At 58.3% G+C, this 16,139-nt stretch carries 14 protein-coding genes, 1 pseudogene and 1 riboswitch; of the genes and pseudogenes, 4 read left to right on the top strand and 11 right to left on the bottom strand.

The genetic code is table 11. The features are described from left to right. Nucleotides 1–12: 12 nt before the first annotated feature. From RUE5091_RS13930 to RUE5091_RS23100, 10 genes are all read right to left on the bottom strand, one after another. Nucleotides 13–1,023: a zinc-binding alcohol dehydrogenase family protein gene (locus tag RUE5091_RS13930; RefSeq protein ID WP_058282526.1), complete on the bottom strand. Its 1,011-nt coding sequence runs from the start codon at nucleotides 1,021–1,023 to the stop codon at nucleotides 13–15. Nucleotides 1,024–1,027: 4 nt separating this feature from the next. Continuing rightward, the gene (locus tag RUE5091_RS13925; RefSeq protein WP_058282525.1) at nucleotides 1,028–2,539 is read right to left on the bottom strand and encodes an FGGY-family carbohydrate kinase; all 1,512 of its coding nucleotides are present in this window, start codon (nucleotides 2,537–2,539) and stop codon (nucleotides 1,028–1,030) included. Further along, nucleotides 2,532–3,374 carry a class I fructose-bisphosphate aldolase gene (locus tag RUE5091_RS13920; protein WP_058282524.1) on the bottom strand — a complete coding sequence of 281 codons (843 nt, stop codon included), beginning with the start codon at nucleotides 3,372–3,374 and terminating at the stop codon, nucleotides 2,532–2,534. Before RUE5091_RS13920 ends, RUE5091_RS13925 begins: the two co-directional genes overlap by 8 nt. Next, nucleotides 3,365–5,086, bottom strand: a complete 1,722-nt coding sequence (locus RUE5091_RS13915) for a glycerol-3-phosphate dehydrogenase/oxidase (RefSeq protein ID WP_058282523.1) — start codon at nucleotides 5,084–5,086, stop codon at nucleotides 3,365–3,367. Before RUE5091_RS13915 ends, RUE5091_RS13920 begins: the two co-directional genes overlap by 10 nt. Before the next feature lie 30 nt (nucleotides 5,087–5,116). After that, nucleotides 5,117–6,112 carry an aldo/keto reductase gene (locus RUE5091_RS13910; protein ID WP_058282522.1) on the bottom strand — a complete coding sequence of 332 codons (996 nt, stop codon included), beginning with the start codon at nucleotides 6,110–6,112 and terminating at the stop codon, nucleotides 5,117–5,119. Further along, nucleotides 6,102–7,082 (bottom strand): sugar-binding transcriptional regulator, encoded by a 981-nt coding sequence (locus tag RUE5091_RS13905; protein ID WP_058282521.1) that lies wholly within the window; start codon nucleotides 7,080–7,082, stop codon nucleotides 6,102–6,104. The genes RUE5091_RS13910 and RUE5091_RS13905 overlap by 11 nt, the downstream gene beginning before the upstream one ends. Then, a complete protein-coding gene (locus RUE5091_RS13900) occupies nucleotides 7,082–8,077 on the bottom strand; it encodes an ABC transporter permease (protein WP_058282571.1) in 996 nt (331 codons plus the stop codon). The genes RUE5091_RS13905 and RUE5091_RS13900 overlap by 1 nt, the downstream gene beginning before the upstream one ends. 14 nt (nucleotides 8,078–8,091) lie before the next feature. Next, on the bottom strand, nucleotides 8,092–9,606 hold the full coding sequence (locus RUE5091_RS13895; RefSeq protein WP_058282520.1) for a sugar ABC transporter ATP-binding protein: 1,515 nt from the start codon (nucleotides 9,604–9,606) through the stop codon (nucleotides 8,092–8,094). A 91-nt stretch (nucleotides 9,607–9,697) separates the two neighbouring features. Continuing rightward, a complete protein-coding gene (locus tag RUE5091_RS13890; RefSeq protein ID WP_058282519.1) occupies nucleotides 9,698–10,714 on the bottom strand; it encodes a substrate-binding domain-containing protein in 1,017 nt (338 codons plus the stop codon). A 1,104-nt stretch (nucleotides 10,715–11,818) separates the two neighbouring features. After that, nucleotides 11,819–12,025: a hypothetical protein gene (locus RUE5091_RS23100; RefSeq protein WP_131726316.1), complete on the bottom strand. Its 207-nt coding sequence runs from the start codon at nucleotides 12,023–12,025 to the stop codon at nucleotides 11,819–11,821. 150 nt (nucleotides 12,026–12,175) lie between these two features. Here RUE5091_RS23100 and RUE5091_RS23605 point away from each other — a divergent pair. Further along, a pseudogene (locus RUE5091_RS23605) lies at nucleotides 12,176–12,325 on the top strand (sterol desaturase family protein); the annotation flags it as partial. A 60-nt stretch (nucleotides 12,326–12,385) separates the two neighbouring features. Here RUE5091_RS23605 and RUE5091_RS13875 read toward each other — a convergent pair. Beyond that, on the bottom strand, nucleotides 12,386–13,342 hold the full coding sequence (locus RUE5091_RS13875; protein WP_058282516.1) for an NAD(P)-dependent oxidoreductase: 957 nt from the start codon (nucleotides 13,340–13,342) through the stop codon (nucleotides 12,386–12,388). A gap of 102 nt (nucleotides 13,343–13,444) precedes the next feature. Between RUE5091_RS13875 and RUE5091_RS13870 the strand changes: the two genes are divergently transcribed. The 3 genes from RUE5091_RS13870 (at nucleotide 13,445) to cobW (ending at nucleotide 16,136) form a co-directional block, all read left to right on the top strand. Beyond that, nucleotides 13,445–14,329 carry a LysR substrate-binding domain-containing protein gene (locus RUE5091_RS13870; protein WP_058282515.1) on the top strand — a complete coding sequence of 295 codons (885 nt, stop codon included), beginning with the start codon at nucleotides 13,445–13,447 and terminating at the stop codon, nucleotides 14,327–14,329. 72 nt (nucleotides 14,330–14,401) lie between these two features. After that, nucleotides 14,402–14,611: riboswitch (cobalamin riboswitch) on the top strand. An 83-nt stretch (nucleotides 14,612–14,694) separates the two neighbouring features. Continuing rightward, nucleotides 14,695–15,084 carry a DUF1636 family protein gene (locus tag RUE5091_RS13865; protein WP_058282514.1) on the top strand — a complete coding sequence of 130 codons (390 nt, stop codon included), beginning with the start codon at nucleotides 14,695–14,697 and terminating at the stop codon, nucleotides 15,082–15,084. Next, nucleotides 15,081–16,136, top strand: coding sequence for a cobalamin biosynthesis protein CobW (gene cobW, locus RUE5091_RS13860; RefSeq protein WP_058282513.1), 1,056 nt, complete (start codon nucleotides 15,081–15,083; stop codon nucleotides 16,134–16,136). Before RUE5091_RS13865 ends, cobW begins: the two co-directional genes overlap by 4 nt. Nucleotides 16,137–16,139 lie beyond the last annotated feature (3 nt).

Below are 16,139 nucleotides of genomic sequence, written 5' to 3'. Positions count from 1 at the left end.
TGGTCTTTCTGGTTAGTACGCGACGACAAGCTTGCCGATCATGCGACCGGTTTCAATGATCGCATGTGCCTTTTTCAATGTAGCCGCAGACAAGCCGTGCAGCGTTTTCTGCTCGGTCGTGCGGATGATCCCGTCATCGACCAGGCGGGCAACCCGGTCCAATATCTGCCCCTGCCGCGCCATATCCACGGTACCGAACAGAGATCGGGTGAACATCAATTCCCACATCAGCGCGGCAGACTTTCCTTGCAGGGCTGAAATGTCCAGCTTTTCAGGGGTCTCGACGATGGTGCCAATCCGTCCCTGCGGCGCGATCAACTCACACATGGCGTCCCAATGCTGCGCCGTGTCGGCATATTGAGTGATATAGCTTACGGTTTCGTGTCCCGCCGCCCGCACCTCGGCAATCAGATCGCGGTGGTTGACCACCTGATGCGCGCCCATATCCCGGCACCAGTCTTCCGTTTCCTGACGCGAGGCGGTTGCGATCAGATGCAGACCGGTCAGCTTGCGCGCCAGTTGCACGGTGATCGATCCGACCCCGCCGGCCCCGCCGATAACCAACAGACTGGAAGGCGCCTCGTTTGTCGGCACTTGCAGCCGGTCAAACAGCATCTCCCACGCGGTCAGCGAGACCAAGGGCAATGACGCCGCTGCCGCCGCGCTGACCGAGGACGGCGCCTGTGACGCAATCCGATGATCGACCGCCTGAAACGCAGCATAGGACCCGGCGCGATTGGCGTCGCCTGCATACCAAACTCGGTCGCCCTTGGTGAAACCCGTAACTTCGGGCCCTTTATCGCGAACAATGCCAACAGCGTCATATCCCAGAATGAACGGCTCCGCATGGTCCTGCTCCGCTGCGGTGCGGATGCGGCGTTTGGCATCTGCGGGATTGACCGATATCGCCTCAATCTCCACCAGAAGATCGTTGGGCAGCACCTCCGGTTCTGGAAGGTCCACATCCAACAGGCTGTCCTGTGCTACAATTGGCAGTGATTTCAAAAAACCCACAGCTTTCATTTGCTTACCCTTCTGTTGCTGTCTGAGCGGATTCCCAAAACCCGCGCATCGCCTTGATCAAAGCGAGATATTGCGTATACCGGGCGTCGTAGTGCGCTTGCATTTCGGTGTCGGGCTGGAACTCGGACTTGCGGCGGGTCATTTGGGTGATGGCCTCTTCGTACGATCCGTAGGTGCCTGTGGCGACCGAAACCCCGATGGCCGCGCCCAAGGCTCCGGTTTCCTGCGCTTCGGCCACGTAGATCGGAACGCCGAGGCAATCGGCGAACATCTGCGGCCAAACCGGGCTGCGCGATCCGCCGCCGGACAGAACCGCCCGATCGAAACTGACCTCTGCGGATTTCAGAACTTCGATGTGTCGGCGATGCTCGAAAAGCACACCTTCAAACAAGGCGCGCAACATGTGACCTTCGCCATGCCAGCCGGCAACGCCATAGAACCCTCCCCGGAATGACGCCCCCTGCCCCGAGCCATAGAGGAACGGGTGAAAAAACGGATCATCCGCTGCGGGCGTGACCTCGGCCACTTTGACATTGCAGTATCCGAACGGGTCATCGTAATGCGCGCCGCGTTCGACAAATTCACGCACATACCATTCCAGATTAGCCGCCGAGGTGGCGCTGGCCTCGATATTCACGAAGCGGTCTGGTCCGAAGCCCGAGACCATGAACAGATCGTCATTAACCGCCGGCGTATCCGAGAAAACCTGATTGATGCTCCACGTCCCTGCGATGATCGAGGCCTCTCCGGCGCGGACAACGCCTGACCCCATCGCGCTGGAAACTACGTCGAAATAGCCGCCGATCACAGGCGTACCTGCGGTCAGACCGGTTGCGTTCGCGGCCTCGGCGCTGACGGTTCCGGCAATCTCCGCCGGGTCGATCAGGCGCGGCAGCATATCGCGCGCATCGCCAAGGCCGTAGAGCGCCAGCAACCCGTCATCATAGGTACAATCCGGCATTTGCGTCAGGCCACAACCGGACATATCCGAGACCTCACTGACCCGTTCGCCCGTCAGTTTGTAGGTGATGAAATCCTTGCACAGCATGACCGTGCCGGTTTGCGCATAGACATCGGGCCGGTGGCGTTTGATCCAGGCCAGTAAGACTGGAGTCTGGGACGGCCACGGTTTCTGCAGGCACAGCGCATGCAGCGCGTCGCCTGCGGCTTCGGATAGTTCCTCGGCCAATCCGGCGGCGCGGGTATCCAGAGACTGGATGCCCACCAAAGGTTTGCCTGCCTTGTCCAGCAGATAAAGCCCGTTGCCATGGCCCGCGCAGCCCACACCGATGATTTGATCGGGCGCAATCCCGGCCTTTTCGATGCATCCGGCGATCACTTGCCGGGCATTGGACCATAGCTCATTCAGGTCGCGTTCCACATGCCCAGGCTGTGGGGTCGAGGATTGACCGTCCAGCGCCTGCGTCGCAACAGGCTGCCCGTGCAAATCGAAGAGCACTGCCTTGATGACCGTATTACCCGCATCCAGCCCCAGAATATATCCGTCCTTAGCCACGGTTATAGATGTCCCACGCTTCTTCGCCGCTGGCCTTATTGTGGATCATCGCCATCAGCGCCGCCACAACGGCCTTGGGGTTGTCATGCTGATAGATGTTGCGGCCATAGACCATACCTTGTGCGCCTTGTGCCATCAGGGCCGCGGACTTCATTAGCACGTTCTTGAGATTTTCCTTGCCACCGCCACGGACCAGAACCGGCACGCGCGCGGCCTCGATCACGCGATGAAAGTCCTCGGGGTTTTCCGTGGGGTCGGCCTTTATGATGTCCGCCCCCATTTCCGAGGCCAGTCGCACCAGCGTCACGATCTTTTCGGCATTGCCATCCACCTGATAACCGCCACGCACATCATTGGGCAGCATGACCAGAGGTTCGATCATCAGCGGCATGCCATATTTGTGGCAGGCTGCGCGCACCTTGCTGATGTTTTCGACGCATTGGCGGAACAACTCGGGCTCATCGGGCAGCATGAAAAGGTTGACCACAACGGCAGCCGCGTCCATCTCCAGCGCACCGATGATCGGCTCGTCGGCGTTTTGCAGCATCGACCACATGACCCGGTGGCGCTGATCGTTATAGGGGTTGCCCATGTCGATCCGCATAACCAGCGCGGGCTTGTCCTTTTCGGGCCGCGATTGCAGCAGATCCGCCTGACCATGGGCGCACTGGATCGCGTCCGGCTTGGCCCCTATCAGCGTGTCCATGACACTGGCCATATCCTCAAGCCCAACCATGAAGCTGGGCTCGTTGCAGACACCGTGGTCAATCGCCACGTCCAGACAGCCCCCATTGGTAAACATCCGGTTCATCCGGGCCTTGGTGCTTACACGCATTCTGTTCTCCGTTTCTTGTTTCGTGCGGCCAGAGCCTCGGCGGTGACGCCATAGAACTCGGACAATTCGTGAATAAGTGCTTGTTTTTGATCGTTGGTCTCTTGCGGGCCAAGGCCGCGCTCATGGGCAAAGACATCGGCAAGCTGTGCCAGCAGCGCGTTCGAGATTTGCCCCGTGATAGCCAACGCGGTCCGGCGCAGTACGATGTCGGACAGGGTCTCGACATATTCGGTGCGCGTCAGCCAGATGATTTCGGCGCGTGTATAGAGGCATCCTTGCGTAAGCGGTGCGTCCTGAACCGACTGGCAGAACTGCGCCACGTCATCCGCCTGTGTCCCATAGTGCTCCATCAGGTGATGTGCGCGCTCGGGTGCGATCCGAAAATCCGCAACCAGACGGGATTTCAAGCTCTCACGAGCATTAGGGAATTGCGCACCGCCGCCAATGGGCAGCCCAAGGGTCGAGGCCCGGCGTGCGTGCTCCAACTCAGCCATCACCTCATCTGCGGTTTGTTCACCAAAGGCGCGGAACGTGGTCCATTTGCCGCCGACCATGCAGAATTGCGGCACATCCCCGTCCAGCCGCCGCGTATCATGCCCGCGCGAGATGCGCCCGGTGAAATCCTGATCACTGCGCGGCAGCGGGCGGATGCCGCTATAGCTAAACACCACCTGATCCGGGGAAATCTCGACCCCCGGAAACACCAGGCGCAGCGAACCGAGGATATAGTCGAACTCCTCAGGCTCACACCGCACCCGCGCGGCTTTGTCGACGCGGATATCGGTTGATCCGGCAAGGACCTTGCCCTGATAGGGAAAGACGATGCAGACGCGCCCGTCGGTGTTTTCAAAATAGACCATATGACCGCCAAGCGCTTGGTGCAGCGCTGGATTGTCGATGATCAGGTGCGATCCCTTGGTGCCCGAGACCATCCGTTCATTGACCCGGCCACCCAGCCCATTGACCGTGTCATCAAGCCACGCTCCGGTGGCGTTGACGATCACTTTCGGCATCACTGGCACAGTGGCGCCGCTGCGCCGGTCGGTGACGGAATAGCTGTCGCCATCCCGCGTCATTTCCGCATAGTTCAGCGCGACGCAGTCCGAGGCCTCGGCCGCGACATCGCGGATCATCTCAACGCACAGCCGCTCAGGATGGGTGATCTGGGCATCATAATACACCGCCGAGCGTGTGGCCTTTGGGGTCAAAGCGGGCCAGTCCTTGCGGGTCTGGCCGGCGCTGTTGAAATGATGCCTGGGCAGGATGCGCCGCTTGCGCGTTACCCAATCATAAAGCGACAGGCCCAGTTTGATCGGCACTGCGCCCCGGCTCGAAGGCTTGCCCTGCCAGCCAACAAAGCTGGCCGCTGCGTTGAACATACCCGAAAACACCGAGGTGATTGGAATGACCGTCGGCAAGGGCCGCACCATATGCGGTGCGTTCAGAAGTAGGGCATCGCGTTCCTGCAGGGATTCCCGCACCAGATCGAACTCACCATTCTCCAGATAACGAAGCCCTCCATGGATCATCCGCGAGGGCGCAGCACTGCAGCCCGAAGCAAAGTCATTCCGTTCAACCAGAAGCACCCGAAGGCCCTGCAGGGCCAGCTCGCGGTAGACCCCAATGCCGTTGACGCCCCCGCCGACAACCACCACCTCAAACGCGGCGTTTTTGCGCAGAATTGCCAGGTTTTGTTGTCGTTGTTCTGACATGGTGGTCCTGTTTCTCACGGGGTTCAGGGCTTAGCTGTCCAGATCGCTCAGATGCGCGCGGGCCTGGGTGTCGATTTCGGCAATCTCGGCCTCGGTCAGACGCAACTGACCGGCCTTTGCATTCTCGACCGCCTGCGCCGCATCGCGCGCGCCGCATAGCGAGAAGGTGATCCCCGGTTGCTGCACCGTCCACGCGATGACCGTCTGCGCCAGCGTCGCGCCATGCGCTTCGGCAATGGGTGCGATGGTCTGCATCAGATCCGCCACTTTCTGCCGGTTCGACATGGAGAAACGTGGATTGTCCTTACGCTGATCGTCGCCCGTGAACTCTCGATCCGGCCCGATCTTGCCGCTGAGCAGGCCCAAGGCCAGCGAGGAGTAGCTGAGAACCGACACGCCATTCTCACGGCATACGGGCAGCAGCGTGCCTTCGATGTCGCGTTTGACCATCGAATATTCTTCCTGAATCGCATCCAGCTGACCGGCGGCCACATAGGCTTTGACCTCGTCTGCCGATGTGTTGCTGGCCCCTATGGACCGGATCTTGCCCTGCTGTTTCAGGGTCTCCAGTGCCTCCATCGTCTCAGCGATGGGGGTGGTCGGGTCCTGCCAGTGGGTGATGTAGTGGTCGATATAGTCGGTGCCCAGACGGGTCAGGCTTTGTTCGACCTCATAGATAATCGCGTCCTTGCCCAGATAGCGATGCACCGGTTTGCCGTCATAGTCGAAGAAATGGTCGCCCTTTTGCGTGTGCCAAACCAGCCCGCATTTGGTGGCCAGCACCACCTTGTCGCGGCGGCCTTTCAGCGCTTTGCCCACAATATCCTCGGCCACGCCCTGCCCATAGGCAGGCGCCGTGTCGATCAGTGTCACTCCCGCATCGACCGAGGCCTGAATGGCGGCGATGGATTTGGCCTCATCCGTGCCGCCCCACATCCAGCCACCGATGGCCCATGTGCCCAGCCCGATGACCGAGGCTTCGATCCCGGATGCTCCGATTTCGCGAGTCAGCATCTCATGCGACATCTCGTGTTCCTTCCATTTCCTGTATGACTGCGGTCGCTGTATCTTCGTCCAGGATCAGCGAATTGAGAAACTTTCCGTTCAGCACCGCCTTAATCGGAAATACTTTTTGCGCCCCCGCACTAACACCGATCACTCGTGTGCATGGGCTCAGATCGGTCGGCGCAACCGAGACCAACCGCGAATTCAGCGCATAATTTGACACAGATCCGTCGATATGGATCAGATGAGCAAGGAACTCTCCGATCACGCCCATGCCCATCAGCATCTTGCGGTCGGCCTCGGGCACCGGATGCAAGTCGTAGTAGCTGGAACCTTCGGGCTCGATGGACCCGACACCCACCAGCGCCACATTGGCGCGACGGGCGAGGTCCAGCACTTCGCGGATCGTGGACACCTGTTCCAGCATATCGCGCTGATCGCGGCTTTCGGCAAACAGAGGCGCGTGAAGCAACATGGTTTTGCCGCCCAATCGGTCGGCCATCAGCGTCGCAAGATGGTTCACGTCCGTATAGTACTTGCCCTGAATGCCGCCGGTCAGCGGCACCACGGTAACGTCAAAATCACGCTCGGGCTCCAACGCCTCGACCGTGGCACTGACCGCCTTGCCCCCAGTGATCGCGATGACATCGCCATCGCGCAGGGTCTCAAGCAGGTGGCTCGCAGCAGCGCGACCGACCTGTTGCAGCGTCGCTTCTGCACTGCCCGTGACCGAGGGGGTCACGATAGCTTCGGACAGGCTGGACGACCGGGTCAGGCTGTGTTCGATATTCATCAAGGTTTCGAACGGGCTTTCGATATCGATCTTGACCATGCCCATCTTGCGGCCCTGCGTGATCAGGCGATTGACCTTGGAATTCGACAGGTTCAGATCGCGCGCGATCTCGGCCTGTTTCTTGCCCTCAAGGTAATGCAGGACCAGAACGGTGTGGATCTGCCGGATCAATTCAAAGTCTTTTTTCTTGTCGACCATCACCCGCGCCTTTTGTTCAGGTAGTGGTCGATGGTCACCGCCGCCAACAGGATCGAACCGCGGATGATATCCTGCCAATAAACCGACACATCCAGCAGCGCCAAGGAGCTGGAGACCAATGACAGCAGGATCACGCCGAGGATCGCACCAAGGATCGACCCCGAGCCGCCATTCAGGCTGGCCCCACCAATGACCGCGGCGGCGATGATGGTCAGCTCCAGCCCCAGTCCAAAGGTGGGTTGGGCCGAACCAAAGCGCGCCATGTAGATAATACCTGCGATACCGCAGAGCGTGGAACACAGCGTGGTGGTCAGAAAGAACACCTTTTTGGTACGGATGCCGGAATAAGCGGCGGCTTTTTCGTTGCTGCCGGTATAGAACACTTTACGGAACATAGTCGTGCGCCGCAGCATGAAGTCAAAGGCGATCACGAAGACCACAAAGATGACGATCACGATCGGGATCGGCCCGATGGTGCCCTGCCCGATGAATTTGAACTCGGGCGGCAGGGTATAAAGTCCCAGTGGTCGACCTCCGGTGAATAGCAGGCAAGCGCCCCGCGCGATCACCATGATCGCGAGCGACACGATGAAATGGTGCAGCCCTACCTTGGTCACGAAGAACCCCATAAAAGCTCCAATCCCCGTACACAGCGCAATCGCCATGGCCGAGGCGACCCAAGGGTCAATTCCGCTGAGGAACAGCCACCCCGCGATCACCATCGCCAGTGCCGTCACTGATCCCACCGACAGATCGATCCCGCCCGAAATCAGCAGGATCGTCATCCCAATCACCAGCAGGCCATCGACGGCAAATGCCATCGACATGGCGCGCATATTGGCCCAGGTCAGAAAATAGGGCGAAGCAAGGGACATGATCAGAAACAGCATCAGAATGATCACGATCAGCCCGGTCTCGCGCATCCGCAGCAGGCGTTTCAGGAACGGTGTGCCGTCGGTCGCGCCCGCATGAGCCAGGTTCACGGTGTTGTCCATTTTCGTCTCTCCGCTCATGCGACCGAGGCCTGCGCGTCCATGACCGAGGCCAGGTGCATAATGTTTTCTTCTGTCATCTCATCGCCCGTGACCTGCCCGCTGATGCGCCCTTCGCGCACCACCAGCACCCGGTCGCAGACACCAATCAATTCGGGCAGCTCCGAGGAAATCACCACGATGCCCACGCCGTCATTCGCCAATTCGCGCAGAATGCGGTGAATCTCGGACTTCGCGCCCACATCGACACCGCGGGTTGGTTCATCCAGAAAGATCAGGCGCGGATTGACCGAAAGCATCTTGGCCAGCGCCACCTTTTGCTGATTGCCCCCTGACAGGGACGACACCGGATCGTTCAGTGACCCGCATTTGAGGTTCAGCTTGCGTCCCAACGCCTCGGCCTGCGCTTCTTCCGTACCCGACTGGATCAGACCAATCCCGTTCGCGACCTGTTCAAGCTTCAGGGCCGAGACGTTTGCGGCGATGGGCAAGTCGAGGAACACGCCATCCCCTTTGCGGTCCTCGGACAAGTACACCATCCCCTTGGCGATGCTGTCCTGGTAATTACGCAGCTTGAGTTCCTCGCCGTTCAGCCAGACCTGTCCGGTCACGTCACCTTCCAACTGGCAGATACCTTTGACGATCTCGCTGCGGCCCGCGCCGATCAGACCCGCTATGCCGAGAATCTCACCCTTTTTCAGCGTGAAATTCACATCGCGGAACCGCGTCGCCTCGGTCAGGTTGCGCACATCGAGGGTGACCTCATCCGACGGCGCCTCCTGCTTTTCAGGATACAGATTGTCGATCACCCGCCCGACCATCGCGTTGACCACGTCGCTGGGCAGGATATCGGCCACGTTATTGGTGACGATATGCTGCCCATCCCGGAACACCGACACCCGGTCGCAATTGTCGAAAATCTCGACCATGCGGTGTGAGATATAGATGATCGAAATCCCTTGATCCGCCAGTTTGCGCATGATCCCAAACAGGGTCTGAGCCTCGGTTTCCGTGAGTGCGGCTGTGGGCTCATCGAGGATCAGAATGCGGCAATCCAGCGTCAGGGCTTTGGCGATCTCGACCAGCTGTTGGTTCGAGATCGAAAGGTTCTTTACCAGAACCGACGGATCAATATCGCTGAGCTGCCGGAACACATCGACGGCCTCGCGCTCAAGTTTTTTGTAGTCCATCAGCCACGACCGGCTGACATTGGTCTTGGCCATGAAAATGTTCTCGGCCACCGACACATCCGGGCACAAGGCGATTTCCTGATGCACAAAGCCAATGCCCAGTTTCTGCGCCATTGTGGGCGACGAGATTTTGACCGGCTTGCCATCCAGAACGATCTCGCCGCTGTCTGGTTGCAAAATCCCGTCGATCACGTTCATCAAGGTCGACTTGCCTGCGCCGTTTTCCCCTGCAATCGCGTGGATTTCCCCCTTGCGGAGTTCAAAGTCGATCCCGCGCAGCGCTTTGACCGGGCCAAAGGATCTGCTGAGGTTCGATATCCGGAGGATCACATCGTCTTGCATGGCAGCACCTTCTTGGGTGTTTCTTATTGGTTGCTGGAACCGCCCGCGAAAATCGGAACTGCGCGGGCGGTTTACCGGGGAGTTTTCCCGATCAGGCCGGATCGCGGCCTTCCATGTAGACGTTCAGATCAAAGCTGTCCGCATTGTCCTTGGTGATGACCGCAAAGCCATTGTCCATGAACGGAATCTGAACCGGGTTGAACCCGCTGGTCTGCCAGTCGTTGAACGGATCAAAGATGTCCGCCCGGTTTGCCAGATGCACCGCCATGAAGCCCATGAAGCCCTGAACGCCTTGGTTGGGGTTCAGCGACATGTGGATGTTGCCTGCCCGGATATGCTCCAGAGTGGTGGGCGTCACGTCAGCGTGCATGATCAGGATGTCCGAATTGGCTTCCAGCTTGGCGGCCACGGCACCCTCTGCCGAGCCCGCCTCGGGGATCCAGATCGCGGCCACGTTCGGGTTGGCCTGAATGATCGAGGCCGTCGCACGGTAAGCTGCGTTGCTATCCTGGTTTGTGGCCTGACGACCGACCAGTTTCATGTTCGGATAGTTCGCCTCCATATAAGCGATCAGAGAGGTCACGCGCAGGTCATGGTTCGACTGGCCCGGGTTTTCCAGAACCGCATATTCGGCGCTGTCACCCACCTGTTTGACGATTTCTTCGGCTGCGAACTTCGCCTCGGCATGGTTGTCCGATGTGATATAGCCCGTGCGCTTGGAATTCGGGCTGTCAGCGGCAAAGGTCACGATATCGGTACCGTTGTCGATGGCGCGGTTGATCGGCTCGATGAACGGGTCGGACTGCATCGGGTGCAGCAGAACACCGGCGGGCGATTTAACCAGATCCTGCTCGAACGAGGCGATCTGCTTGGTGATGTCATAGTCCGGCGTGCCCGAGAACACGGTCTCACATCCGAACGCCTCAGCCGCCTGTTTGAAGCCCTGATAGACCGGAACCCAATAGGGGTGGCCCGAAACCATGACGTTCATAACATAAGTCTCGCCGGGTTCACACATGATGCCTTCGGCCTGCGTCGACTCGGCGGTGATTCCGGCAACTGCCAATGCGGCGGATGCGAAGAATGTGTTTAATCCACTGTGCTTCATAGATCTCCTCCCTGCAGAAAGCTCTTGCTGTTTAGGTGCCTTGTTCCTCCTCACCTGAATCGCAAGATATTTCACTCATTGATGTTTATTGCACTTCCACTTTTAAGGTCGCCGCGAAGGAGGCGTCAAATACATTCGGTATAAATTTTGATATTTGAAATTTATTTCATAAACGAAATTTCATTTGCATGTGATTTGTTCCCGTTTCAACGAGAACGGGCCAATACCCAGAGGAAATCTTGATTTCGATTTAGCTGACCTCGCTGAACCTAAGCCACGAGTTTAGTTGGTCTTGTCTTGCTTCAGGTCCGACAGCCCAGCTGAGGCCTGCGACTTGTTTGTAGAGGAAAGATTTGTTGAACGACTTTTGGGGTTCCGAGTTTGCATCGAGCCCCATGACACCAGAACCCTCCCATTGCCGTTCTTCGTCGCGGACCTCATTTAGTACTGGCATCAATTTCAAGTGCCGCGCGGTCTATGAAGCTTCTAACCTATGAGCGGCAACACACACTCATAGCGAAGCCAAAGGTAGATGCTGCGGACGAGCTGGGCCTGCTCGGGAAACAGTAGCTCACGTGGTAGGGATGGAAGCAGTTCTCGGATGAATCTGACATTCTTTTGGCGCTCCGAACGCACGGTCGCGCTCCGGAGCGCTTCTACGTTTCCTGTCAAGTTGATCGAGTCATGGGTCCGACCTAATCCATGGACGGGAATAGCTCAAAGCTGTATTGGCGACTTTGGATACTTTCGTCAGTATGACATCACCAATGCAGTGAGCATCTGGATGCACTTGCAACGCAAACTGGTAGTTTACAATTTTCATGTAAGCTATTGATATTTGGCGATCCAACCGCCCTTCAGTTTACAAAATTTCCTTTAACTTTCAGAGATGTACGCGGATTACAAATCCGTGTACACCGGTTCGATTCCGGTACTCGCCTCCACTTCTTTTGACGCGCTTGGCATCCTCCCATCTTTGATCTGTCGTGAGCAATGTAACAGTCTTTACAGATTTGCCGACGTCGAGCTGTTTATCGCTGTAACTCTACCGTGGACCTGCGATTTTATTGGGGCTGGCAGTCGTGGGGCAGCAACGCCTTGAACTTACTCGAAAACCTCTTCCAGCCATGCTTCGAAACGTTGTTTGGCGGCGATATCAGCTGTTGCATTCACCCCTGAAACCAGAAAATGGTCCTGATCTATCGGGACTGCCTCTCCTGCAATCACAATATTCCGGCCTGATTCTACGGCAGTTCTGGCAAACCTCTCGACAACTATGACATTGCCACTAACTGCGGCAACGATATCCACTGCGGCACTTGTCGTGTCGACGACGAAGGGCGCCGGTTTTTCGGGTGACTGAACCTTGAATGCGGAAAAATACCTTTGCTACATATGCTGGAAACCCAGGATATGGATGAGTGGCTTTTGCAGCAATTGTTCTATTGATTTGTCTGCCTGCACCGGCTTCATCACCGCTATTACGAGTGCAACTACGGCAATGCGGAAATGCCTTGGGACAAGTGGTTCGGCACCTATCATGACGGATCCGAGGACGCGACTTGGCGCACCCGCAATCGAAAACGCGAGATGCACACTCAAGATAAATAAAAAAACTCCCGAATGGTGCCATTCGGGAGCTACAGATTTTCTACCTATTGACGCAGGGCGTTATTGTGCCGGGCTTCTCTGAGGGATGACCTCATAACCCGGCTCTTCCGGCTCATCATCCAGCATTTCGGTCGGGAAACCGGGTGCGGTGATATCCAGCCCGGTCGCATCCTCTAACCGTTTGATGATGTTCGGCGACAGCTCGCGTTCCCCATAGCGTGCGATTCCGTCCTCGAAGATGCTTATCATCACCGGATTGATTTCCAAGGGCACGCCAGCACGGTCAGCGACGTCCTGGAACAACCCGATATCCTTTTTGACAAGATCCATGGTGAACGAAATGTCGCGCGACCCGTTCAGGATGACCTGGCTTTCGGTTTCATGCACAAATGAGGTACCCGACGAAATCTTGATCGCCTCATAGGTGGTGTTGAGGTCCATCCCGGCTGCCTTGGCCGTCACCAGCGCTTCGGCGCAGGTGATCAGGTTCGCGGTTGCCAGATAGTTGGTCAGAACCTTCAGAACCGAGGCCGAACCAAGCTTCCCCGTGTGCAAAACACGCCGCCCCATCGTGGTCAAGAACGGCAGAATGCGCTCAAATGTTTCGCGGTCGCAACCGGCAAAAATCGAGATATTACCCGTAGCCGCCCTGTGACACCCGCCCGAGACCGGACAGTCCACGGCGGCACCGCCGCGCTCGATCACCATGGCGGCCAGACGTTTGACCTCAGCTTCGTCGGTGGTCGACATCTCCATCCAAATTTTACCCTGCTCGACCTCGGGCAGCATGCCCTGCATCACCGCGTCTGAGGCAGCCGGGGACGGCAGGCAGGTGATAACGGCGTCACAATCCCGCATCATCTGCGCCGGGCTTTCAGCGGCTTTTGCTCCTTTAGCCACAAACTCGGCCACCAAATCGGGGTTGAGGTCATGAACCGTCAGGTCAATCCCATTGCGCAGAAGCGAGCCAGACAGTTTGCCGCCCACATTTCCCAATCCGATAAATCCGACTTTCATGTTTCCCTCCTGACGGTCGTATTCGGGCAGAGTATCCGTGTTGTCTGTGGGAAAGGAAAATGATTAATAATGCCAGTTATGGTCAAAATTATTTGGTGATTTATGGACCGCCTGCCAAATCCCTCTTGGCTGCGTAGCTTTGAAACCGCCGCGCGTCATCTGAACTTTACCACGACAGCGAAAGAGTTGGGGCTGACGCAGACGGCGGTTTCTTTGCATATCCGCTCGCTTGAGGCGGAACTGGGCCAAAAGCTGTTCACCCGCAATGCCCGGCGGTTAGAGCTGACCGAGCTGGGACAGTCTTATTCCCTAACGGTTCGGCGCGCGCTTGGTGATATTGCGCTATCCACCAACAGCCTGTTCGGCCCCGCATCGCGCCAGACACTAACAATCCGCGCGGCGATTTCGACGGCCACGTACTGGGTCGCGGCGGAATTATCTGATTTTACCGCGCGCCATCCGGAAATCCCCGTGCGTTTGGTTTCACATATCTGGAATGACAGTGTGGCACCCGGCGATGTGGATGTGGAAATCCGCTTGGGTTATGGAGACTGGCCCGGGGTTCAGTCCGAAAAGCTGACCGATGAAAAGCTGGTGCCGGTGTGCCGGACCGGGGACAGCCCCCTGACACTGAACGCGTTGGCACAAGGCCCCCTCATTCACATCCTTGGATATGAGGACAACTGGGCGCGGTACTTTCAGGCCAACGATATCGCGCCTCCGGATCAACCGCCGCGCCATTCGGTCGACACCTCGGTCGCAGCGCTGCAGCTTGTGATGGCTGGCGCGGGCTACGCGACGGTGCTGGAACGGTTCGCCCGAAATGCGATCCGGCAGGCTGCGCCGATTGTGATTGCGGGTCCTGCGATTCCTTTTGCCCAGTCGCATTACCTGATCAGTACGCAAGGCGCTGCCCAACCGACCGCTGCGGCAGGGTTGTTTTGCGCCTGGCTGCGGGAAAGGCTGGCCGCTGATGCCGCGGATTGACATAGGCTGGTCGCTTTTTTGGCTTGAGCGATTTCACCATGCGCCTCGTGCTTGACAAGCCCCCTGCCCGTGCCGCATGTCGCTTGCGTTGGTGTCCATCTTAGGATGGATGAAAAGGGAATGCGTCAGCGGGTGACCGTCAAACGCAGCCGCCCCCGCGACCGTGACCGGAGAGGGTGCCCAAATGCCACTGGCCCGAAAGGCCGGGAAGGCGGGACATCTGCCGGGGCAAACGCCTCGACATCCGCAAGCCGGGAGACCTGCCAGCGCCCGAAGTTGAAACCGGACGGGGTGATCCGGTGTCGGGTCCATGTGCAGACGTGGCCCGCATGAAACCCCGTCCCCTGCGAAGAGGATTTGGGGGGATGAGAGACGTGACCGAGACTGCACCAGTCGAGCTGCTGGTCTGCACCACCTGTCGTCGTGGCCTGCCAATTGAAGATGATGCACAGCGTCCGGGTGCTTTGCTGCACAAAGCGCTGGAAGACGCCGGGTTGCCCGACGGTATCGCGCTGAAACCGGTCGAATGCCTGTCGAATTGCGATCAAGGGTGTTCCATCGTGCTGCGCGGTGGTCCGACCCGCTGGACCTTTGTGTACGAAAACCTGAACGAAACCGACCATGTCGACACCATCGTCGAAGGCGTCACTAAATACCTCGCCGCCGAAGACGGTCTGGTCAAATGGCGCGAACGTCCCGAACATTTCCGCAAAAACTGTGCGGCCCGCATTCCCCCGATTGGAGCCCTGAAATGAGCAACCTCGAGAAACTTCCCGTCACTGTGATCACCGGCTTTCTGGGCTCGGGCAAGACCACGCTGGTCAAGCACCTGATGCAGAACCCGCAGGGCAAACGCTTGGCCGTTGTCGTCAACGAGTTTGGCGATGTTGGTGTGGATGGCGATATCCTGAAGTCCTGCGCCATTCCGGATTGCCCGGCGGAAAACATCATGGAACTGGCCAATGGCTGCATCTGCTGCACCGTGGCCGATGATTTCATCCCGACCATCGAAGCCCTGATGGCGCTGGAACCGCGCCCCGATCACATCCTGATCGAAACCTCTGGCCTCGCCCTACCTAAGCCGCTGCTGAAAGCCTTTGACTGGCCCGATATCCGCTCGAAGATCACCGTGGATGGCGTGATCGCGCTGGCCGATGCCGAAGCCGTCGCCGCCGGGCGTTTCGCCCCGAATGTCGAAGCCGTTGACGCCCAGCGCCTCGCCGATGACTCGATCGACCATGAAACGCCCCTCTCCGAAGTGTTCGAGGATCAAATCTCCTGCGCCGACATCATCCTGCTGACCAAGCCCGATCTGGCTGGCCCGGAAGGCGTTGCCAAAGCCAAAGAGGTCATCGCAGCCGAAGCTCCGCGTCCCTTGCCCGTCGTTGAGGTCGCCGAGGGGGCTGTAGATGTCCGCGTTGTTCTGGGCCTTGAGGCAGCCGCCGAAAATGACATGGATGCCCGCCCCTCGCATCACGACGGTCACCACGACCACGAACATGACGATTTCGAAAGCATCATCGTCGAGTTGCCGGAGCAGACCGACCCAGCGCAACTGGTTGCCAATATCGAACGTCTGGCCAATGAACTGAACATCCTGCGCGTCAAAGGCTATGCCGCAGTTCAGGGCAAACCGATGCGTCTGTTGGTGCAGGCCGTCGGTGCCCGCGTGCGTCATCAATACGACCGCCCGTGGGAGCCCGGCGAGGAACGCCGCTCGCGTCTGGTGGTGATTGCCGAGCATGACGACATAAAAGAGGCTGAAATCCGCGATATCCTCGTGGGTGTGACCGAGGCCGCCGAGTAAGCC

Source organism: Ruegeria denitrificans (assembly GCF_001458295.1).
Classification (GTDB): domain Bacteria; phylum Pseudomonadota; class Alphaproteobacteria; order Rhodobacterales; family Rhodobacteraceae; genus Ruegeria; species Ruegeria denitrificans.
Note: the sequence above shows the minus strand (reverse complement) of the source record. Positions and strands in the feature narration are given on the sequence as shown.